The organism is Streptomyces araujoniae, from assembly GCF_050871195.1.
Classification (GTDB): Bacteria; Actinomycetota; Actinomycetes; order Streptomycetales; family Streptomycetaceae; genus Streptomyces; species Streptomyces bacillaris.
In genome coordinates this window covers 559,997-578,918 of record NZ_CP194070.1, presented here as the reverse complement: position 1 = coordinate 578,918, position 18,922 = coordinate 559,997, and the positions used below count along the sequence as shown (strand labels likewise).

Sequence of the window (18,922 nt, the reverse complement as noted above, 5' to 3'; positions counted from 1 at the left end):
CGCGCCCCGCCCGTCCTGACCCCTCCCCGCCTCCGTCCCCCGCACGACGAGCCCGCCCCGTCTCCCCACGGGGCGGGCTCCTGCGTGCGGCGGCGGCCCCATAGAGTGGCGCGGTAGGTGTCGGGGGGTGGAGGGGAGAAGAGGCACTGTGGGGGACGAGCAGCCGCTGTCGCGGATGCCGCAGATGCGGCTGGACGAGCTGCTGGAGGAGCTACAGGCAAGGATCAACGCCGCCAGGGGCACCCGGGACCGGGTGCACAGCCTGCTGGAGGCCGTCGTCTCCGTGGGCCGCGAACTCGACCTCTCCCAGGTGCTGCGCCGCATCGTCGAGGCCGGTGCGCACCTGGTAGACGCGCAGTACGGCGCGCTCGGGGTGATCGGGCCCGACGGGCGGAGCCTGTCGCAGTTCCTCACCTCCGGGCTGACGGACCGGGAGCGCGAGCGGATCGGACCGCTGCCGGCCGGGCACGGCCTGCTGGGCGAGCTGATCCGGCACCCCGAGCCCCTGCGCCTGAGCGAACTGGGCGCGCACGAGGCCTCGTTCGGGTTCCCTGAGCACCATCCCCCGATGCGTACGTTCCTCGGCGTGCCGATCCGGGTGCGGGACGAGGTGTTCGGGAACCTCTACCTCACCGACAAGCGGGACGGCCTGGACTTCGACGCCGAGGACGAGTCCGTGATCACCACCCTCGCGGTGGCGGCCGGAGTGGCGATCGACAACGCCCGCCTGTACGAGAGTTCACAGCGCCAGCACCGCTGGCTCCGGGCGGGCGCCGAGGTCACCAACCACCTGCTGTCCGGCGACGCGCGGCAGGACGTGCTGGAACTCGTCGCGCGCCGCGCCGGAGAGATCACCGGCGCTCGGCTGGCCGAGGTCTCCACGCCCGTCCCCGGCACGGACGACCTGGTCGTGGAGGTGTCCGTGGCGGCGGGGAAGGGCACCGGCGAGACTCCCGGCGACGGTGACGGCGGCACCGACGGGCTCCGGGGCCTCGTCGTACCGGCCGACGGCACGCTGGCGGGCGCGGCCTCGGCGGCGGACACCCATGTGGTCTCCGCCTGCCTGGGCAAGGACCCCCGCTTCCGTACGGACCCCCACCTGCCCGCCAGTCCGGGCCCCGCCGTGGCCGTACGGCTGGGGGCGCCCGGCGCTGCCGTCCTCCTGCTGGTCCGCGCGGTCGGTGAACCCGCCTTCACCGAGTCCGAGCTGGAGCCGCTCCTCGCCTTCGCGGGCCAGACGGCGCTCGCCCTGGAGCTGGCGGTACGCCGGCGGGACGCCGAGCACGTCGCGCTCCTGGAGGACCGGGACCGGATCGCCCGCGACCTCCACGACCTGGCGATCCAGCGCCTCTTCGCGACCGGGATGACGCTCCAGAGCACCGCCCGGCTGATCGAGCACACCGGGGCGGCCGAGCGGGTGGGCCGGGCCGTCGACGACCTGGACGAGACCATCAAGATCATCAGGTCCACCATCTTCGGCCTGCGGGCCCGTGACGAGGGCGCCGCCGCCAGCCTGCGCGCCCGCGCCTCCCGCGCGGTGGGCGACGCGGTGACCTCGCTCGGCTTCCCGCCCCGGCTCAGCATGGAGGGCCTGCTCGACACCGACGTCCCCCTCGACGTGGCCGAACACGTGGTCGCCGCGCTCGGCGAACTCCTCAGCAACGCCGCCCGCCACGCCCATGCCACCCGGGTCGAGGTGAGCCTCAGGGCCACGGCGGACGAGGTGCTCCTCACGGTCACCGACAACGGCAGGGGCATCCCGGCGCAGAGCCGCCGCAGCGGGCTGGACAACCTGGCCGGGCGGGCCCGAGAGGTCGGCGGTGCCCTGGAGCTGTCGGTGCCCGAGGGCGGCGGCAGCCGGCTGCTCTGGCGCGCTCCGCTGGGCTGAGGCGCCGACGAGGGGGCGGATCAGGGCCGATGGGCCCTGTTCACCGGACACGGCCGTACGGGACGATCGGGACAGTCCACCGAGGTGGGCACGGACGACGGATGACGGAGTGTGTGATGACGGACAAGGGCGCGGGCCTCGGCGGGAAGGTGCCGGGGGAGGCTTCGGCAGAGGCTCCGGTGAGGGTGTTCCTCCTCGACGACCACGAGGTGGTGCGCCGGGGCGTGCACGACCTGCTGGACGCCGAGCCCGACATGACCGTCGTCGGCGAGGCGGGCACCGTGGCCCAGGCCCTCGCCCGTGTCCCGGCCCTGCGCCCCCAGGTCGCGGTCCTGGACATCCGCCTGCCCGACGGGGACGGGGTGAGCGTCTGCCGCGAGCTGCGCTCCCGCATGCCGGACCTGGCCTGCCTGATGCTGACGTCCTTCGACGACGAGGAGGCGCTGCTCGACGCCATCGTGGCGGGCGCGTCCGGCTACGTACTGAAGCAGATCACCGGCACCGATCTGGTCCAGGCCGTACGGACCGTCGCCTCCGGGCGCTCGATGCTCGACCCCGGCGCCACCGCCCGCGTGATGGCCCGCCTCCGCGGCGACGCGGTCCGGGACGACCGCCCCTCGGGGGTCGGCGCGCTGACGGCCCGGGAGCAGGACATCCTGGCGCTCGTCGGGGAAGGGCTCACCAACCGGGAGATCGGCCTGCGGCTCCACCTCGCCGAGAAGACGGTGAAGAACAACATCTCCCGCATCCTGGCCAAACTCGGCGTCGAGCGCCGGGTGCAGGCCGCGGTCATCGCGACGGAGGCGCGGCGGGCGGGGTAGCGCGCGGGCGGTCCGGGGCCGCCCGGGCTGCCGCGGCCGTCCGGACCCGCCCGGGGTTCGACCGGTCGTCCGTATGCCGACCACCCACTCCCCGTACGACGTCCTGTCGGCCAGGACCGATCAGACGGCGGCCGGTGGCCGGTCGACGAGGTGATGACGTGCAGCCATGCCCCTTCTCCGTTCACGGGCTGGTACCCGCGTTCGATTTTGCCGCCCATCGGGCGCCTCCGCCGTTCGGCGGGAGGGGGAATGCGCGGGAGCGGGGCCCTCCGCGCCCACGCGGGTGAACCCCGCCGCCCGCCGTTTTGGCCGGCCCCCGCACATGGCATGGCCACGGAGTGCTTCGGAGGTGAGGTACTCCCGGTGGCCACGGATGTCGTGCGGGTGGTGCTCCCTGACGTACCACCCGCGCCGCAATCCCGCCCCGGCGACCGAGATCCCGCACGGCGAGGAGATGAGTTCGCCCCCATGGCCGAGGAAAGTCCGTACGCCGACGATCCCGACACCGCCGCGGCGTTCCGCCGTCTCGTCGAGCTGCCCGGCGGGCCCGTGAAGGAGCGACTGCGTGGCGAGGTCATCTGCGCATGGCTGCCCATGGCCCATCGGCTGGCCGCCCGCTACCGCAACCGGGGCGAGACACTGGAGGACCTGCGGCAGATCGCGGCGATCGGTCTCGTCAACGCCGTCGACCGCTATGACCCCTCCATCGGCCGGGCCTTCGCGCCGTTCGCGGTGCCGACCATCACGGGGGAGATCAAGCGGCACTTCCGGGACCGCATGTGGTCCGTGCACGTCCCCCGCCGGATCCAGACCCTCCGCAACATCGTCCGCCTGGCACATGCCGAGCTGGCCGCCTCGGGAACCCCGCCCTCGCCCGCCGGCATCGCAGGTCACACCGGGCTCAGTGAGGAGGAGGTACGGCAGGGGAGCGAGGCGCTGCACGGCTTCAGCGCCCTCTCCATCGATGCCGCCACCGCGGCCGACGGCGGCGAACTCCTCCTCGGGGACCGGCTGGGGACCGTGGACGAGGCGTACGACCTGGTGCTCGACCGCGAGGCGGCGAAACCCGGCATCAGCAGGCTGGCCGAGCGTGAGAGACGGGTGCTCTACATGCGGTTCTTCGCGGGGATGACGCAGAGCGCCATCGCTGCCGAGCTGGGCGTCTCGCAGATGCACGTCTCCCGGCTGATCTCCGAGTCCTGCCGCCGCATCCGCGAGAGCGCGGGGGAGCCCTCCCGCGAGAGCCACCTCCATCGACGCCCGCTCCGGGCCGCGCACCCGATGTGACGGACCCCTCGGTCTCCCGGGCAGGCGAGGGGGGCGGACGACCGGACGGCGGCGGAGGCCGGAGCCCGCAGATCAGAAGGCGACGGTGTCCGCCGTCCGCACCGTGGCGTTCATGTTCCGCTCCATCATGCGCAGCGCCGCCTCCGCGAGATCCCGGTGGATGGGGGCCACCGCGTCCTCCGGCACAGTGACGCGCAGCTGCCGGATGTGCGCGTCGAGCGCCGAATAGAGCACGCACTGTTCCGTCACCTGGCCGCAGAGCACGACATGGTCCGCGCCCAGCCGCGAGAGCAGATGGCTGAGCGGGGTCTCGTAGAAGATGGAATGCCGTGCCTTGACGACGAAGAGGGAATCGCCGTCCGGCAGGATCGGCTCGACCAGTTCCGCGTTCTTCCCGGCGAGCGTCTTCTCGATGATCTCGCCGTGGTGGGACCGCCATTCACCGAAATTGTCGTTCGCGTAGATGACGGGAACGCCTTCGGTCCGGGCGCGGTCGATCAGCCGGGTGATCTGCGGGAGGGCGGCACGGACGGAAGGGACGAGCAGCTCGGCGTCGGGATGGTCATAGGCGTTGATCATGTCGATGACTATGAGGGCGCTGTTTCCCATGAGATCCATCCTGGCACCCGGGGCGCGGTCCCACACAGCCGGTGTTTGACCCGGGGGCCCATGGGAACCCGGCAGTGGCCCGGGCTTCGGGAGAACGGCCGGGAAGCCATTCCTCGCGACCCGGTGAAGGAGGCCGTGTATCCGGCACGGAACACCGCCGGAACGACCACCCCGGCCAAGCGCCCGGACCGGCATGCGCAAGCCGAAAGCCGAGCCGGAACGCGTGGGCGAAATGCGGGAACGGGCGGCGCAGAGGCGTGAACCCGACGCCCGGGCAATGCGAGAGACAAGGAGTGGCACCGTGCGCGCACTGACCTATCAGGGAAAGCGGGACGTCCGGGTGGAGACCGTTCCGGATCCGCGGATCCAGGACCCCACGGACATCATCGTCAAGATCACTTCCACCGGGATCTGCGGTTCGGACCTCCACCTCTACGAGGTGCTCGGTCCTTACCTCGATCCCGGCGACATCCTCGGCCACGAACCGATGGGCGTGGTCGAGGAGGTGGGGCCCGAGGTGACCGCCGTCGCCCCGGGGGACCGGGTGGTCATCCCGTTCAACGTGTCCTGCGGCCACTGCCACACGTGCGGTCAGGGGCTGCACTCCCAGTGCGAGACCACCCAGGTCCATGAGTACGGCACCGGAGCCTCGCTCTTCGGCTACACCAAGCTGTACGGTCAGGTACCCGGCGGCCAGGCCGAGTACCTGCGGGTGCCCTTCGGGAACGCCCTGCCCATCAAGGTGCCGCACGGCCCCTCGGACGACCGGTTCGTCTACCTGTCGGACGTCCTGCCGACCGCCTGGCAGGCCGTGGAGTACGCGGACATCCCGCCCGGCGGCAGCGTCACCGTCCTCGGTCTCGGCCCGATCGGCGCGATGGCGGCCCGCATCGCGCTGCACCGGGGCGCCGGACTCGTCATCGGCGTGGACCTGGTGCCCGAGCGTCTGGACCGGGTCAGCCGGTACGGGGCCACCTGCCTGGACCTCCGCCGGTACGACAAGGGCGAGGAACTCGGCGACGCGGTCCGGGACCTCACCGACGGGCGTGGTACGGACGCGGTGATCGACGCCGTCGGCATGGAGGCCCACGGGGCGCCCGTCGCCAAGGCGGCGCACGCGGCGGTGGGACTGCTGCCCGACAAGGTCGGCCGTCGCCTGATGGAGACGGCGGGCATCGACCGCCTCACCGCCCTCCACACCGCCATCGACCTGGTGCGCCGGGGCGGCACGATCTCGATCTCCGGTGTCTACGGCGGCTCCGCTGACCCGATGCCGCTGCTGACCCTCTTCGACAAGCAGATCCAGCTCCGCATGGGCCAGGCCAACGTGAAGCGCTGGGTCGACGACCTGCTGCCGCTCCTGGTCGACGGCGACCCGCTGGGTGTGGACTCCTTCGCCACCCACCGTCTTCCGCTCGAGGACGGGCCGAAGGCGTACGAGACGTTCCAGAAGAAGGCCGACGGCATGATCAAGACCCTGCTGGTCCCCTGACCACCACCGCCCGACGGAAGGACGCGTTCATGGAGACCAGCACCGAACGGCCCGGTGGCAGGCGTGTCGTGGTCACCGGAGCCACCGGCAACGTCGGCACCGGCGTGGTCCGCGCGCTGGCGGCGGACCAGGAGATCGGCTCCGTACTCGGCCTGGCGCGCAGGCGCCCCGGCCTGGACATCGCGAAGGTGGTCTGGGACACCGTCGACCTCTCGCGCCAGGACAGCGAGGAGCGGCTCACCGCCCTGCTGGCCGGCGCCGACGCCGTCGTCCATCTGGCGTGGCGTTTCCAGCCCACCCACGATCCCGTCACCACCTGGCACAGCAACGTCCTCGGCTCCCAGCGGGTCTTCCGCGCGGTCGAGCGGAGCGGTGTCCCGGCCCTGGTGCACGCGTCATCCGTCGGTGCCTACTCGCCGGGGCCCAAGCACGAGCCCGGCGTCGACGAGCTCTGGCCGACCGACGGCTGGCCGGACGCAGCCTACTGCCGGGAGAAGGCCTACCTGGAGCGCGTCCTCGACGCCTACGAGCTGCGTAACCCGCAGGTCCGGGTGGTACGGATGCGGCCCGGCTTCCTCTTCAAGGAGACGGCCGCGCCCGAGCAGCGCCGGATCTTCGCGGGCCGCCATGTCCCTGGCACCCTCATCCGCCCCGATCTGCTGCCCTTCGTGCCCGACCTGGAGGGGCTGCGCTTCCAGGTCCTGCACACCGACGACGCAGCCGAGGCGTACCGGCTGGCCGTGCTCCGCGACGTACGCGGCCCCTTCAACCTGGCGGCTGACCCGGTGCTCGACGCCGGCCGGCTCGCGGAACTGCTCAACGCCCGTGCCGTACGGGTCCCGAGGGCGCTGGTCCGCACCGCGCTCGCGACCGCCTGGCGCGCCCACGCGGTTCCGGCCTCCCCGCACCTGTTCGACGCAGTGCTGCGGCTGCCCGTCCTGGACTCCACCCGGGCGCACGAAGAACTCGGGTGGCGGCCGACCCGCACGGCCGAGGAGGCGCTCAGGGCCTTCCTGCGGGGCGTGCGGGAAGGCCGGGGAGAGGACACCGCGCCGCTCGTCGGCCGCAGGATCGGCTGAGCGGCGGGGCGGTGTCCGACCGTCGGCACCGGCCGCGACCACGGTCCCGATCACGCATCCGCCCCGGGGCGCCGTCGGGATCCGGCTCAGCGGAATGCGCGGATCCTGCTGCACGACGTCGTACGAACTCCGTGCCGGGAACCTTGCACTCGGGCAGGACCGCGACCGTGAGGTCCTGACCGGGGCACCGGTGGCCGCCACGGGACTGCCTCCCCGAGTGACCGGCGTGTCGGCACCGCCCGGGGTGTCCGTGCGGGGCACGCCCGGGCTCTGTGTGGTGCCGGTGCGCCGGGTCATCCGGCAGCGGTCCGCCGGCCGCCTTCCTCCTGCTCGGGCGTGAGGTCGTCGAGCAGCGCCCGGCAGCCCGCCAGCAGGCTGCCCAGGGAGGCGTCCGCGTCGGAGTCCGACCCGCGCAGATACTCCTTCGCCCCCGTGAAGGCCCGGTGCGCAGCGGCCAGATGGGCGTCGCGGCGGCCTCGGCGCTCCTCGTCCGGACCGTGCTCCATGACCTCCTGCTCGACGGAGCAGACCTCCGCCGCGGCGGAGAGCAGCTCGCTCAGCCCGGCCAGAGCCCCGGTCGGCGGCCGGGGGAGGCGCCGCCGTTCGGAGGCGGCCTCCCACAACGTCAGGGTCAGGGTCAGTAGTCGGTCCCCCACGCGGGCCCAGAGCACGTCCCAGGCGTCGGACGGCGCCGGGGTGCGGCGGCGGAGGCGGTGACCGGGGTTGAGCCGGAAGCTCTCCGAGGCCCATCCCCGTGCGGTCCGGAGTTCCGCGAGGGCGCCGAGCATGTCACCTGCCGATCGGTACCACCGCTCGGCGCGCTCCTCGTCGTACCCCTCGCGGATCCCCTCGCTCAGCTCGCCCAGCAGCCGCGCGCAGTCTCGGGGCAGGGCGTACGCCAGCTTGTTGACATGCTGGGAGTGCACGGGCGGCAGCACGAGCGCGTTCACCGCGATGCCGACGGCGGCCCCGACCACCGTCTCCAGGAGCCGGTGCCCCACAGCAGGCAATGAGTAGGAGCCGTACGCAAGCACGAACAGGGCGGTGGTGGGCGCGTACAGCCCCTGGCCGCCGGCGCGGGCCCAGTTGCCCAGCAGCACGGCCGGAGGGAGGGCGATGAGCAGGGCGGTCATGGTGTTGCCCGTCAGGAGAGCGGCACCTGCGGCCATCAGGGTCCCGGCCGTGATCATCAGGAAGAGCTGTACCGCGGAGCGCAGGGAGCGGTAGACGGTCCCCTGCACCAGGGCGACGGCCGCCCAGGGGGCCATCAGCGCCATCGGGGCCTCCAGCCACCACCCGGTCACCGCCCAGGCGACGACGGCCGCACCGGCGGCCTTGAGGGACTGCACCACCTGGTAGCGGTCGGGGGGCCGGATACTGCGGCCGATCCGCGTGAGACGTTCCTTCACGCCGGTGCCCTCACACGGCCCCCGGGACGGCCCTGGCCACCGAGTGGGCGCCGGTCTCCTTGAGTGCCCCGGCACGGACCCGTGCGCAGGACTGGCTGATCAGCCGGGAGACGTGCATCTGCGATATGCCGAGGTGCTCAGCGATGCCGAGCTGGGTCATGTCACGGAAGTACCGCAGGTAGAGAATGGTCCGCTCGCGCTCGGGAAGCCTCCGCAGCCCGGGCTTCGCGGCCTCGCGGTCGACGGCGACGTCCAGGGCGTGGTCCCAGGAGCCCAGCCCGTCGGCCAGGGTGGCCCCGCCGTCCACGCCCGCCGGTTCGGCGTCCAGGGACAGGGCGCTGTAGCTTTCCAGCGCCTCCAGGCCGAGCAGGACGTCCTCCTCCGGGAGATTCGCCTCCTCCGCGATCTCGGCGCAGGTGGGGGCCCGTCCGCCCAGCCGCTGGGCGAGGTCGCGGCGCGCCGTCCGGACCTGGTTGCGGAGGTCCTGGACCCGGCGCGGCACATGGACGTCCCAGGTGTGGTCGCGGAAGTGCCGCTTCAGTTCGCCCGTCACGGTCGGTACGGCGTAGGTCTCGAAGGCCTTGCCCCGCGAGGGGTCGTACCGGTCCACCGCCTTGACGAGCCCCATCGCGGCCACCTGGCGCAGGTCGTCCATCGGCTCGCCCCGGTTGCGGAAGCGGGAGGCAAGGCGATGGGCCATCGGCAGCCAGGCGCAGACGATCCCCTCGCGCAGGGCGTCCCGCTCCGGCCCCCGGGGAAGCGTGACGAGCGTCCGGAATGCCTCGTCGGACGACGGGGCACCCGTGTCCGTGGAGGGCTGGGGGACAGATGCAGCCTGCATGGTGCTCACTCCTCTGCGGTGACATTCGTGTGATGACGCTCGATCACCGTGGGAGCACACAGGAGTCGGACCGATGCCGCCCGGGACTCCCACGGGCGCCTCTTGTCCGAAGCACTTTCAGCCGCATACCCGTGCGGATAGTGGCCAAACGTATGAAACAAGAGTAAGTCGGCAGCGTTGCGTCGGCCAAGGGAGCGCACGGCGGCGTACGGGGAGTGACGGGAACGGTTGCCCGCCTCCGCCGAGCAACCCGGCAGAACGGGGCACCCCATGGATCTCGCGCCCCCGGACGTCCCTGTACGAACGCCCGGCCCCGGGCGTCGAGGTTTCTCGGCGTCTCCTTCGTCGACGAGGCCCCCAGCCGCGGCGCGCCCGACGGACGGCGGATCGCGAGGAACCGGCCGCGCACAGGGTCGGCGAGACGGTCTGCCGGGCCGTGCGCCGGGCCGTCGACTCCCGCACGTACGGTCATAGCGCCCGGCCGCGCGCCGAGGGGCCGGGACGGTCCACCGCCGCCCAGGGACGGGACCGCGCCACCGAGGCCGCCGACGGCGCCGCCCCTTCCGGTCCGCTGCGCCGTACGGCCACTACGTCTGCGTGAACGGGCTCTCGTCCAGCCGGGCGAGCAGATCGGCCACGTCCTGGAAGACCGCGTCCGCGCCGGCCCGCTCGAGATCCGCGCGGGGAATGCCGCCTGACAGCAGCGCCACCGTCCGCACCCCGGCCCGGGCCCCCGCCTCCATGTCCCACACCGTGTCACCGACGAAGACCGCCTGTCCCGCCTCGGCACCCGCCAACTCCAGGGCCAGCTGCACGGGCTCCGGGGACGGCTTGCCCGCGTCCACGTCATCCGAACTCGCCGTGCCGGCAATGGCCTCGTCCGCGTCGACCGCACGCCTCAGGGCCGCCAGTTCCGGCCCGCCGGCCGAGGTGGCCAGCACGACCCGCCAGCCGCGCCCGGCCAGGGTGCGCAGCAGATCGCCCGCCCCCTCGAAGGCGGGGAGGCGGTCGAAGTGCGTGCCGTAGAGCGCCTTGTGCGCGGAGCTGATGGCGGAGTCCTCCGCGCGGTCCCGGTCCGGGCCGAGCAGCCGCTCGATCAGGGCGTCCGAGCCCAGCCCGACCGCCCGGTGGATGTCCGGCATCGGCACGGTGTGCCCCGCCTGCCGGAACGCCTCCCACCACGCCACCACATGCAGGTGATTGGTGTCGGCGAGAGTGCCGTCCACATCGAAGACCGCCGCGCGCGCTGCCATGTCCACCTGATTCCTTGTTCCTTCGCTGCCGTGCCGTGCGGTCATCGTCCGAAAGGCCGGAGACCGCGGATTCAGGCGCCCCTGGCCGGACCGTCCTCGTCGGTCACGTGCACGGCCGCTTCCTCCGCCGACGCGGCCCCGCCATCGATTCCGACGTCCTCGGCGAAGACATCGGTGTGCCGTCCCGTCGCGTCGTCCGCCTCCGCGAGCCGCCCGGCACGGACGTCGCCCTCGATGTGCTCCTGCGGTTCGCCCTCGCCCCGCGGAAGGTCACCGAGGCCGTCACCGGCCGGCGGTTCCACGTCCGGGACCTCCTGGGCGAGCCGCTGGTCGAGCGATTCGCCCTCCCGCTCCTCCGCACCCGTGGTGCCGAACCTGGTCACACCCAGCGGACGTTCGGGCGGGGAGTACCCCTCGTCCAACTGGTCGTCCAGGTCCCGTTCACCGAGCGTGTTCTCCAGGTCGAGATCGTCGTTCGGCGGGTCCTGGCCGTCGTCGCCCTGCGGCTGGTACACATCGTCGCCGCGTGCCTGGTCACTCATGGAACTCCTCCGCGTAGGGGTGTCCGCCGGGCCGGCAGGAGCCGGCGTCCCGGGGCGGGTTCAGCGTCCGAGGGCCTTCTTCAGCTCCGCCTTGTTCATCGAGGAGCGGCCGTCGATGTTCTTCTTCCTGGCCTCCTCGTAGAGCTGGTCCTTCGTCGGCCCCTGCGCGCCCCGGTGGGAGCGTTCGCCCCCGCGCTCATACGCGGACTTCTTGTCCTGGGTCGACGTCCTGCTCGCTGTCCTCGATTCACCGGCGCGCGCCCGCTCCTTGTTCACCGTCCGGGCGGCGATCTCCTTGGCGCGCTTCTCGGAGGCGCCCCGTTCCTCCTGGCTCTCCTTGATGTGCTCGTACTGGCGTTCACGCTTCGCATTCGATCCAGCAGGCATGAGATTCTCCTGTTCCGGGTCGGCCGCCCATGTTTGTTTCGGGGGCCGCCACCCGCGTTTCCCCTACGAGCCCCAATAAACAGCGCCGGAGGGCGGGCGGCACGCCGTCCCGTGAGTTCCCGGGGCCACTGGAGTGACACCCCGCCCCCCGAGCCTCCGCCCGGGGACAGGACAGCGCCGGGGGCTGCTTTCCGAACCGCCCGGCGCCTGAGCTCCGCGTACGTCGGATACCTGATTGCTGAGTACCCCTGGTCCGGAGGCTAAACGCGTGGCGGAAAAGCTCCCACGCTTGCATGAATCGTGCACGGCTGGGCACAGTTGAAGGGCCAGGTCAGGAAGCGGCCGGCTCGAATGCGTCCGAATTCCTCCAGGTGGGCCGTGTTGTCGCCGGGCCGCCCCTGGATATCTCTCTTCCGCCGTGTGCGCGATGCGCTGACCGACGCGTATCCGTATGTCCGCGGTTCGGCATGAGAGAAAGTCCGTCACGAGAGAAAGGCAGAGCACCATGCTGATGGCCCACCCCGCGGTACTCGAAGAACTGCTGCGCCGTTACGAAGAACTCCGGACCCGGCGCGGCGAGGGGGCGGTGCGGCAGCTGGAGGACGTCAGCTACACGCTCTGCGTCACCACCGGGACCAGGGACATCGTCGCCGCGCTCACCGCCGCCCGGCACCAACTGCGCCACTCCGCCCCGGCACGGGACGACGTGGTCCCCGCCTGAGCGGCCGGGAGGGCATTCAGGGCCGGGGGCGCAACGGGGGGCCGCCCGGCGGCATGCTTCCCGACACGGAGCCGACGAGCTGCGCGCAGAGGTCGCGCAGCTTGACGTTGCGGTGCTGCGAGGCGCTCCGCAGAGTGCGGAGTGCCTCCTCCGGGGTGCAGCGCCGCTGATTCATGACGATGCCGACCGCTTGGTCGATCACCGCACGCGACCGCAGGGCGGTCTGGAGGTCGGCGGTGAACGTCTGCGCGTCGGCGAGCCGCTGGGCCAGGGCGATCGCCCCCGTGGCCTGGGCCGCCAGGTGGCGCAGACCGCCGAGATCGGCCTCGGCGAAGCCGTTCACCTTGGGTGAGTACAGATTGAGCGCACCCGCCGTGTGGGAGCGGGCGGCGACCGGCAGCGAGAACGACGACCGGGTCCCGGCGGCGACCGCGAAGGCCGGGTAGCCGTTCCAGCGGCTCTCCACCGCCATGTCACCGACACTGACCTCGTGCCCCTCCCGCAGGGCCTCCAGACACGGGCCGTCGTCCTGCCCGTACTGCGCCTCGTCCAGCGCCGGCGCGCTCACCCCGGCGCTGACCACGGTCAGCGGCCGGTTCTCCCGCTCCAGGGTGATTCCGCAGCCGTCGGCGGTCGGCGCCTTGAGGAGGGCACTTTCGGCGAGGACCTGGAGGAAGTCGTCCAGCGTGTCGCTGTCGAGGAGGAGAGAGATCAGGTCGGGTGCCTTGGGGGTGAGGCCGTCGGTCATCGTCGCTCCCTTCCGGGCCGGAGCCCTCGCAGTCAGCATGGCACGTTACTGCGGCCGGCGTCGCAGCCCTCTTTCGTGCTGGTCCCCCCGTCCGGTCCGCCGAGGAGAACCGCGGCGCACGTGGTGTGGAAGGCGCGAGGGAGGGAACACGCGCAGCGAGGTCAGGAAGCGGCCTTCTCTTCAGCCTGCTTCCAGGGAGTACGTGATGGTCCTGCTCAGCTACCACCTCGACGACGCCCATCTCGTCGTCGAGCTGTCCGACGCCGTCGACCTCGACAACGAGGCGGCGATCGAGCGGGAGCTGCTGAGGCTGATGCCGTGCTGCGGACCCAGCACCCTCATCGTCGACGTCGCCACCCCCCTGCTCACCGCCCGAGCCCTGGGAGTCCTGCTGCGGGTGCGCGCCGACGCCGAGCAGCGCGGTGTGTCGATGGCGGTGGTGGCCAGATTCGCGACGGCGCGGGAGGTCCTCAGCGCTGCCGCGCTCAACCGGATCCTGCGCGTCGCCCACACCCTCGCGGGCGCCGAACTCCGCAGCAGGGGTTGCCTGCCGGGCGCGGAGGCGACCGACGAGGTTTCCCGGACGAGCGGTCCGCGGCGGCGGTTGTGGCGTGGCACCCGGACGGTGGATGGACTCGCGGTCCCCGCGGCCCGGGCGGTCGGACCGTACGCCGCCACGTCCCTGCCCCGCCTCCCCGGGCGCCGCCGCCCCCGGGAGCGCTGACGGCACGGGCGGATCGGCGGCACGGCGACGAGGGGCGTTTTCCGGCCGTCTCGCGGCGCTGTCTTCCGCCCACCGGGCGGACCGGCCCGAGCGAGAGGGCATAATGGCGGGCTGAAGGTCAGGAAGCGGCCCATGAGATTCCTTCCTGCCCCCGTGGAGTTCCCGTGAACCGCTCTCCCCGCCGCCGTCCTGTCGCCGCGGCCCCCGCCGCCGTCGCCCCTCGTGCCGTGTGTACGAGCGCCCCGACGGCCCCCGCCCGAGGCCGCCCGCCCGCGACCGGGCGCCGCAGAACCCGCAGCAGTCCCCTGGGCACGGCCGACGGGACGCCCGCTCCCGTACGGCGTCCGCGCATTCACCTCTGACCTCCCCGCCGCCCGCACCGGAGCCCGTCCCAGGCGCCCGTGCGTCGGTGGAACTTGCCCTGTCCCAGCGGCCCCGGACTGCGCCGCGCCAGCTCTGCCCCGCCCTTTCGGGAGGCGGGTCACCGCCCAGAACGAGATGAACATGACTGACAGGCCCGTGGCCGAGGCGCCGGACACGACCGCTCTGCTCCTGGAGACGGAGTCCCTGGACGACTTCCTCCAGGCGCTCGCCCGCAGCGCCCTGGCCCTGGTGGCGGAGGCCGACGGGTGCGGCATCACGGTGCAGAGGCAGGGCCGCCCCGTCACCGTGTCCAGCGCGGGCGCCATCGCCACGAAGCTGGACGAGGCACAGTACGGCCAGGACGACGGTCCGTGTCTCCAGGCGATGCGCACCGGCCTGGAGGTCAGCGTGCCCGACACGCTCCGGGAGAGCCGCTGGGCCGACTACCCGGCCTACGCGGCGGTCTGCGGCGCCCGGTCCTCGCTCTCGCTGCCCATCGCCCCGCACAGTCACACCGCCGGCGCCCTCAACCTGTACGCCCCGGTCCCCGGCGCGTTCGAGAACGCCGATCTGACGGCCCTTCGGCTGCTCACCGCCCAGGCCACCGGAGCCATCGCCCTGGCCCAGCGCATCGCCGACACCGAGGAGTTCGCCGCCGACCTGGAGGCCGCCCTGCGGTCCCGTACGGTCATCGACCAGGCGATCGGCGTGGTCATCGGCCAGCAGCGCTGCACCCCGGAGAAGGCCTTCGAGGTGTTGCGCACGGCTTCCCAGCACCGCAACGTGAAACTCAGGGATCTCTGCGCCGAACTGATCGCCAGCATCACGGGAGAGGCACCCCCCGAGGCGCGGTTCCAGCCCCGGAGCTGACACCGTGTCGGGTGGGCGTGCAGCCGGGCCGGCGCTGCAGCAGGTCAGGAAGAAGAGTACGGAGCGTCGGTGAGCAGCCGGGCCAGATGGACGGCGTTGGCGGCGAGCGCCCGGGTAGTCGAGGCGACGGCCTCGGGCGTCTCGTCCAGATCCTGGTAGTCGGTGCCCTGCATGGCCTCGCCCACCCAGTACGTGACCGCCTGGGGGGCCAGCGAGAAGCCGACATCGTTCAGCCCCTGGAAGACGTCGGCGCTCACCTTGTGCGCTCCGTCCTCGTTGCCGACGACGGCCACGGCGCCGACCTTGCCGTAGATCAGCGGGCGCCCCTCGTCGTCGGTCTCGGACGACTCGGCGTTCAGCCGCTCCAGGACCCGCTGGCAGACGCTGGAGGGGTGGCCGAGCCAGATGGGCGTGGCGATCAGCAGGATGTCGGCCGCCAGGACCTTCTCCCGGATCGAGGGCCAGGCGTCACCGTTCCCCAGATCCACGCCGATCCCCGACCGGACGTCGTGGTCGGCCACCCGCACGATCTCGCCCCGCACCCCGTGGCCCCCGAACTCGGTCATGACCTGCTGGGCGAGGTGGTGGCTGCTGGAGGGGGCGGGCGAGGCGTTCAACGTACAGACGAGGGCGAGTGCGCGCATGACGGGGTGTCTCCTCGGTGGTGACGTGGGTGGGGGAAGAGGGTGCCGGTCGGGGGCACGGCTGCACTGGTGCCCCGTCGGCTTCCCTCGTACGCACCGGCACCACGGAATTCCCCGAAAGGAAGTGGTCCGGCATTCACGGTGGCCTACGGGGATTCCTCATGAAACCCGGCCCCGGGCACACGGGCCCAGATCCTCTTGTGCCGCTTCGGGAGGAATACCCATGCCCGAAGATTCATCGACGCGATCGTCGGCTAAGGGCACTTCCCGGTCAGCGGTTTCGGGCCGACGGCGTTCATGCCCGCCGCGCCGCCCGACCGCAGACAGGCGCGCAGCGGATCGGTGATGCGCTCGCCGGGCAGCACGGCCGGGTGGGGAGAACCTCAGCTCGCCCCGGTCCTGGTAGGCGGCGAGGGGATCGGGAGCGGGTGCTCCATGGCGATTCATGGGCATTCCCGACGTGCTCCCGACAGTGTCCTCGGCCAATCAGGGTCACGGCAGCGGTGTGCCGCCCGTGGCGTTCATGATCTCGCCCGTGATGAACGAGGCGTTGGCGGAGGCGAGGAAGACATAGGCGGGGGCCATCTCGGCCGGCTGCGCCGGGCGCCCCAGCGGGCTCTGCTTCCCGAACTCCGTGGTGTCCGGCAGGGTCGCGGGGATGAGCGGCGTCCAGACGGGCCCCGGGGCCACCGCGTTGACGCGGATCCCGTCGGAGGCCAGCATCTGGGCGAGCCCCTGGGTGAACGTGACGATCGCGCCCTTGGTCATGGCGTAGTCCAGCAGGTGGGGACTGGGCTTGTACGCCTGCACCGACGTGGTGTTGGTGATCGAGCCGCCCGACGGGATGTGCGGCAGGGCGAACTTGCTCAGCCAGAACATCCCGTACAGATTGGTCCGCACCACCCGGTCGAACTGCTCGGTCGAGATGGCGGAGATCCCGTCCGGCTGGGACATCTGGTACGCCGCGTTGTTGACCAGGACGTCGATTCGGCCGAAGTCGGAGACGGCCCGCTCCACGAGGGCGCGGCACTGCTTCTCGTCCCGGATGTCACAGGGGACGATCACGGCGCTCCGGCCCGCCTCCTCCACCAGACGCGCGGTCTCCCGCGCCTCCTGCTCCTCCTCGGGGAGATGGGTCAGCAGGACGTCCGCGCCCTCCCGGGCGAAGGCCAGCGCCACGGCCCGGCCGATGCCGGAGTCGCCCCCCGTGATCACGGCTTTCCGGTCGGTGAGGAGCCCCGAGCCCCGGTAGGACTCCTCACCGTGGTCGGGCGGCGGGTCCATGGGGCCGGTCCGGCCGGGGGGCTCCTGGTCCTGCTGGGGGAAGTCGGGGCGGGGGTGGAGCCGGTTCGGGTCGTCGGGCTGCTCGCTCCGCGTCATGGCGGCCTCTCTCCTCGGTGGTGACGTGACGTGGCATGGCGTCCGGACCGGGTGGGGCGGAGGGGGTGCCCGCTCACCCGGCCCAGTCGGTCCGGCCGGCCGGGACGGCCCCGGCCGCCGGGCCGTTACGGGGGGTCACGCCGGACGAGTCCCCTTGTGGACGGGGCCGAAACACTCCATTTCGCCGGTGCCGTGGTCCCGTCTCCTCAGGCGGCCCAGTGCCCCGGCCGCCGCAGACCGGCCGGGATCCGGGTCGCCGCGTCGCCCCGGGCCGCGTTCAGCTGGGGCTGGGTGAGGAAGAGGGCGCCGGTCAGATCGGCGCCGCACAGGTCGGTGTCGCGCAGGTCCGCGCCGATCAGGTCGGCCTGGCGCAGATCGGCGCCCGAGAGGTCGGCGGCTATGAGGCAGGCGCCGCGCAGGATGGCCCCGCGCAGCTTCGCGCCGCGCAGCCGGGCACCCAGGAGGTCGGCGCCCCGGTGGTTCTTCTTGCGGCCCGGCACCGCGGCGCGGGCCAGCTCCCCGGCGCGCAGCAGATGGACGTTGACCTCCGCCCGCAGGGCCGGTACGTCGAGGGCGAGCAGGGTGGCGGCGCTCTCCTGGGTCAGGGCGTCGATCCGGGCGTAGGCCTCGCGCAGCTCGCGGTGGACCGCCTTCGCCGCCGGCAGGTCCAGGGCCTCGGCGGCGTACCGCAGCAGTTCGTGCAGCTGCCGCACCACGGGGAAGACCTCGTACATCGTGCGGGCCGAGCCCGGCTCCGTACGCCAGCCGCGGCCCCCGAAGGTGACCTGGGAGACCTTCTGGCCCGCCCCGAAGCAGTCGAACACCGTGCAGCCCGCATAGCCGTGTTCGCGCAGCCGGTCGTGGATCCCGCAGCCGAAGTCCTCCCGCAGGTTGCCGCACGGGGTCCCCGCCGCCTTGTCCGCGGCGAAGTCCGCCGAGCGGGCGAAGGGCAGCGCCACGCAGCACAGGCCGAAGCAGCTCCCGCAGTCGGCCTGGAGGTCGGGGCGGGCCGCGTGCGGGGTCCGCTGGGGCGAGGGCGACACGGTGGTGGTGCTCCTGACGGGCGAGCGGGCGGACGAGCGAGTGCGCCGGTGGGCGGGCCGGCCAGTACGCGGGGGCGGTCACCCGGCGGGTGTGCGCCGTTCATTGTCGCCTGCGGGGTGGCGCACCTTGATCACGGGGTCGGAGCCCCGGGACCCGGGTGAGCCGTGTCTCACCGGGCCTCCCCGACTTGTCTATGCAACGAGTTGCATAGAAGGATCGGAGGCATGGCGCTCGAACACGCGATCCTCGTCTCCCTGCTGGAGCAGCCCGGCTCCGGCTATGAGCTGGCCCGGCGGTTCGAGCGGTCCATCGGCTACTTCTGGACCGCCAGCCACCAGCAGATCTACCGCGTCCTCGCCCGGATGGAGGCCGACGGCCGGCTCGTCGTCCGCGAGGTCGAGCAGCAGGGCCGGCCGGACAAGAAGGAGTACTCCGTCGCCGGGCCCGGCCGCGCCGCCCTCGCCGAGTGGCTGCACAGGCCGATCGAGCCCGAGAGCCTGCGCCACGACCTCGCCGTCAAGATCCGGGGCGCTGCCTTCGACGACCCGGCCGCCCTGGTCCGCGAGGTCGAACGCCACCGCCAGGCCCACCGCGAGCGCCTCGCCCACTATCTGGCGGGGGAGGCGCGCGACTTCACCGGGCCCGAGGCGCCCGCGCCCCTCGACCCGGGACAGGAACTCCAGCACGCGGTGCTGCGCGGCGGCATCGCGTTCGAGCGCATGACGATCGCCTGGCTCGACGACGTGCTCGACACCCTGCACCGACTGGCCGGTCCACCACCGGGTCCCGCCGCCTGACGGCACCGGCCGCCCCCTCCACG

At 72.6% G+C, this 18,922-nt stretch carries 19 protein-coding genes; 9 read left to right on the top strand and 10 right to left on the bottom strand.

Translation table 11 applies throughout. The features are described from left to right. Nucleotides 1–148: 148 nt before the first annotated feature. The 3 genes from ACQ9ZG_RS02395 (at nt 149) to ACQ9ZG_RS02385 (ending at nt 3,996) form a co-directional block, all read left to right on the top strand. Nucleotides 149–1,888: a GAF domain-containing sensor histidine kinase gene (locus tag ACQ9ZG_RS02395; protein WP_109916310.1), complete on the top strand. Its 1,740-nt coding sequence runs from the start codon at nt 149–151 to the stop codon at nt 1,886–1,888. A 116-nt stretch (nt 1,889–2,004) separates the two neighbouring features. After that, nucleotides 2,005–2,709, top strand: a complete 705-nt coding sequence (locus ACQ9ZG_RS02390) for a response regulator (RefSeq protein ID WP_050451579.1) — start codon at nt 2,005–2,007, stop codon at nt 2,707–2,709. A 468-nt stretch (nt 2,710–3,177) separates the two neighbouring features. Then, nucleotides 3,178–3,996, top strand: coding sequence for a SigB/SigF/SigG family RNA polymerase sigma factor (locus tag ACQ9ZG_RS02385; protein ID WP_109915427.1), 819 nt, complete (start codon nt 3,178–3,180; stop codon nt 3,994–3,996). A gap of 72 nt (nt 3,997–4,068) precedes the next feature. Here ACQ9ZG_RS02385 and ACQ9ZG_RS02380 read toward each other — a convergent pair whose 3' ends face one another. Continuing rightward, the gene (locus tag ACQ9ZG_RS02380; protein ID WP_018492480.1) at nt 4,069–4,605 is read right to left on the bottom strand and encodes a cysteine hydrolase family protein; all 537 of its coding nucleotides are present in this window, start codon (nt 4,603–4,605) and stop codon (nt 4,069–4,071) included. A 301-nt stretch (nt 4,606–4,906) separates the two neighbouring features. Between ACQ9ZG_RS02380 and ACQ9ZG_RS02375 the strand changes: the two genes are divergently transcribed. Further along, nucleotides 4,907–6,097: a zinc-dependent alcohol dehydrogenase gene (locus ACQ9ZG_RS02375; protein ID WP_109915426.1), complete on the top strand. Its 1,191-nt coding sequence runs from the start codon at nt 4,907–4,909 to the stop codon at nt 6,095–6,097. 29 nt (nt 6,098–6,126) lie between these two features. After that, nucleotides 6,127–7,176, top strand: a complete 1,050-nt coding sequence (locus ACQ9ZG_RS02370; protein WP_109915425.1) for an NAD-dependent epimerase/dehydratase family protein — start codon at nt 6,127–6,129, stop codon at nt 7,174–7,176. Between the two features lie 293 nt (nt 7,177–7,469). Here the strand turns inward: ACQ9ZG_RS02370 and ACQ9ZG_RS02365 are convergent, their stop codons facing one another. The 5 genes from ACQ9ZG_RS02365 to ACQ9ZG_RS02345 form a co-directional block, all read right to left on the bottom strand. Next, nucleotides 7,470–8,585 carry an FUSC family protein gene (locus tag ACQ9ZG_RS02365; protein WP_258312160.1) on the bottom strand — a complete coding sequence of 372 codons (1,116 nt, stop codon included), beginning with the start codon at nt 8,583–8,585 and terminating at the stop codon, nt 7,470–7,472. A gap of 10 nt (nt 8,586–8,595) precedes the next feature. Next, nucleotides 8,596–9,426 (bottom strand): RNA polymerase sigma factor SigF, encoded by an 831-nt coding sequence (locus ACQ9ZG_RS02360; RefSeq protein WP_109915424.1) that lies wholly within the window; start codon nt 9,424–9,426, stop codon nt 8,596–8,598. Nucleotides 9,427–10,013: 587 nt separating this feature from the next. Then, nucleotides 10,014–10,679 (bottom strand): HAD family hydrolase, encoded by a 666-nt coding sequence (locus ACQ9ZG_RS02355; RefSeq protein WP_109916879.1) that lies wholly within the window; start codon nt 10,677–10,679, stop codon nt 10,014–10,016. A gap of 71 nt (nt 10,680–10,750) precedes the next feature. Then, on the bottom strand, nt 10,751–11,221 hold the full coding sequence (locus ACQ9ZG_RS02350) for a DUF5709 domain-containing protein (protein ID WP_109916880.1): 471 nt from the start codon (nt 11,219–11,221) through the stop codon (nt 10,751–10,753). Between the two features lie 60 nt (nt 11,222–11,281). Continuing rightward, nucleotides 11,282–11,608, bottom strand: coding sequence for a hypothetical protein (locus tag ACQ9ZG_RS02345; RefSeq protein WP_018492473.1), 327 nt, complete (start codon nt 11,606–11,608; stop codon nt 11,282–11,284). A 505-nt stretch (nt 11,609–12,113) separates the two neighbouring features. Between ACQ9ZG_RS02345 and ACQ9ZG_RS02340 the strand changes: the two genes are divergently transcribed. Continuing rightward, nucleotides 12,114–12,329, top strand: coding sequence for a DUF5133 domain-containing protein (locus ACQ9ZG_RS02340; protein WP_109916881.1), 216 nt, complete (start codon nt 12,114–12,116; stop codon nt 12,327–12,329). Nucleotides 12,330–12,345: 16 nt separating this feature from the next. Here the strand turns inward: ACQ9ZG_RS02340 and ACQ9ZG_RS02335 are convergent, their stop codons facing one another. Then, nucleotides 12,346–13,077, bottom strand: a complete 732-nt coding sequence (locus ACQ9ZG_RS02335) for a GAF and ANTAR domain-containing protein (protein WP_109916882.1) — start codon at nt 13,075–13,077, stop codon at nt 12,346–12,348. A 205-nt stretch (nt 13,078–13,282) separates the two neighbouring features. On the opposite strand from ACQ9ZG_RS02335, the gene ACQ9ZG_RS02330 reads away from it, so the two are divergent. Beyond that, entirely contained in the window at nt 13,283–13,801 is a 519-nt protein-coding gene (locus tag ACQ9ZG_RS02330) for an STAS domain-containing protein (protein WP_028418842.1), read from the top strand. A 504-nt stretch (nt 13,802–14,305) separates the two neighbouring features. Then, on the top strand, nt 14,306–15,034 hold the full coding sequence (locus ACQ9ZG_RS02325) for a GAF and ANTAR domain-containing protein (RefSeq protein WP_026238313.1): 729 nt from the start codon (nt 14,306–14,308) through the stop codon (nt 15,032–15,034). 44 nt (nt 15,035–15,078) lie between these two features. Here the strand turns inward: ACQ9ZG_RS02325 and ACQ9ZG_RS02320 are convergent, their stop codons facing one another. From ACQ9ZG_RS02320 to ACQ9ZG_RS02310, 3 genes are all read right to left on the bottom strand, one after another. After that, nucleotides 15,079–15,678, bottom strand: coding sequence for a flavodoxin family protein (locus ACQ9ZG_RS02320; protein ID WP_109914713.1), 600 nt, complete (start codon nt 15,676–15,678; stop codon nt 15,079–15,081). A 492-nt stretch (nt 15,679–16,170) separates the two neighbouring features. Beyond that, nucleotides 16,171–17,058, bottom strand: coding sequence for an SDR family oxidoreductase (locus ACQ9ZG_RS02315; protein WP_109914712.1), 888 nt, complete (start codon nt 17,056–17,058; stop codon nt 16,171–16,173). A 206-nt stretch (nt 17,059–17,264) separates the two neighbouring features. Continuing rightward, nucleotides 17,265–18,101, bottom strand: coding sequence for a pentapeptide repeat-containing protein (locus tag ACQ9ZG_RS02310; RefSeq protein WP_109914711.1), 837 nt, complete (start codon nt 18,099–18,101; stop codon nt 17,265–17,267). A gap of 225 nt (nt 18,102–18,326) precedes the next feature. Between ACQ9ZG_RS02310 and ACQ9ZG_RS02305 the strand changes: the two genes are divergently transcribed. Beyond that, nucleotides 18,327–18,899: a PadR family transcriptional regulator gene (locus ACQ9ZG_RS02305; protein ID WP_109914710.1), complete on the top strand. Its 573-nt coding sequence runs from the start codon at nt 18,327–18,329 to the stop codon at nt 18,897–18,899. Nucleotides 18,900–18,922: the final 23 nt, after the last annotated feature.

Bases quoted from the DNA above. Each gene is read 5' to 3' on its own strand.
- ACQ9ZG_RS02390 (WP_050451579.1), top strand. From the start codon at position 2,005: ATGACGGACAAGGGCGCGGGCCTCGGCGGGAAGGTGCCGGGGGAGGCT.
- ACQ9ZG_RS02385 (WP_109915427.1), top strand. From the start codon at position 3,178: ATGGCCGAGGAAAGTCCGTACGCCGACGATCCCGACACCGCCGCGGCG.
- ACQ9ZG_RS02380 (WP_018492480.1), bottom strand. From the start codon at position 4,605: ATGGGAAACAGCGCCCTCATAGTCATCGACATGATCAACGCCTATGAC.
- ACQ9ZG_RS02370 (WP_109915425.1), top strand. From the start codon at position 6,127: ATGGAGACCAGCACCGAACGGCCCGGTGGCAGGCGTGTCGTGGTCACC.
- ACQ9ZG_RS02360 (WP_109915424.1), bottom strand. From the start codon at position 9,426: ATGCAGGCTGCATCTGTCCCCCAGCCCTCCACGGACACGGGTGCCCCG.
- ACQ9ZG_RS02355 (WP_109916879.1), bottom strand. From the start codon at position 10,679: ATGGCAGCGCGCGCGGCGGTCTTCGATGTGGACGGCACTCTCGCCGAC.
- ACQ9ZG_RS02350 (WP_109916880.1), bottom strand. From the start codon at position 11,221: ATGAGTGACCAGGCACGCGGCGACGATGTGTACCAGCCGCAGGGCGAC.
- ACQ9ZG_RS02345 (WP_018492473.1), bottom strand. From the start codon at position 11,608: ATGCCTGCTGGATCGAATGCGAAGCGTGAACGCCAGTACGAGCACATC.
- ACQ9ZG_RS02340 (WP_109916881.1), top strand. From the start codon at position 12,114: ATGCTGATGGCCCACCCCGCGGTACTCGAAGAACTGCTGCGCCGTTAC.
- ACQ9ZG_RS02335 (WP_109916882.1), bottom strand. From the start codon at position 13,077: ATGACCGACGGCCTCACCCCCAAGGCACCCGACCTGATCTCTCTCCTC.
- ACQ9ZG_RS02330 (WP_028418842.1), top strand. From the start codon at position 13,283: ATGGTCCTGCTCAGCTACCACCTCGACGACGCCCATCTCGTCGTCGAG.
- ACQ9ZG_RS02325 (WP_026238313.1), top strand. From the start codon at position 14,306: ATGACTGACAGGCCCGTGGCCGAGGCGCCGGACACGACCGCTCTGCTC.
- ACQ9ZG_RS02320 (WP_109914713.1), bottom strand. From the start codon at position 15,678: ATGCGCGCACTCGCCCTCGTCTGTACGTTGAACGCCTCGCCCGCCCCC.
- ACQ9ZG_RS02315 (WP_109914712.1), bottom strand. From the start codon at position 17,058: ATGACGCGGAGCGAGCAGCCCGACGACCCGAACCGGCTCCACCCCCGC.
- ACQ9ZG_RS02305 (WP_109914710.1), top strand. From the start codon at position 18,327: ATGGCGCTCGAACACGCGATCCTCGTCTCCCTGCTGGAGCAGCCCGGC.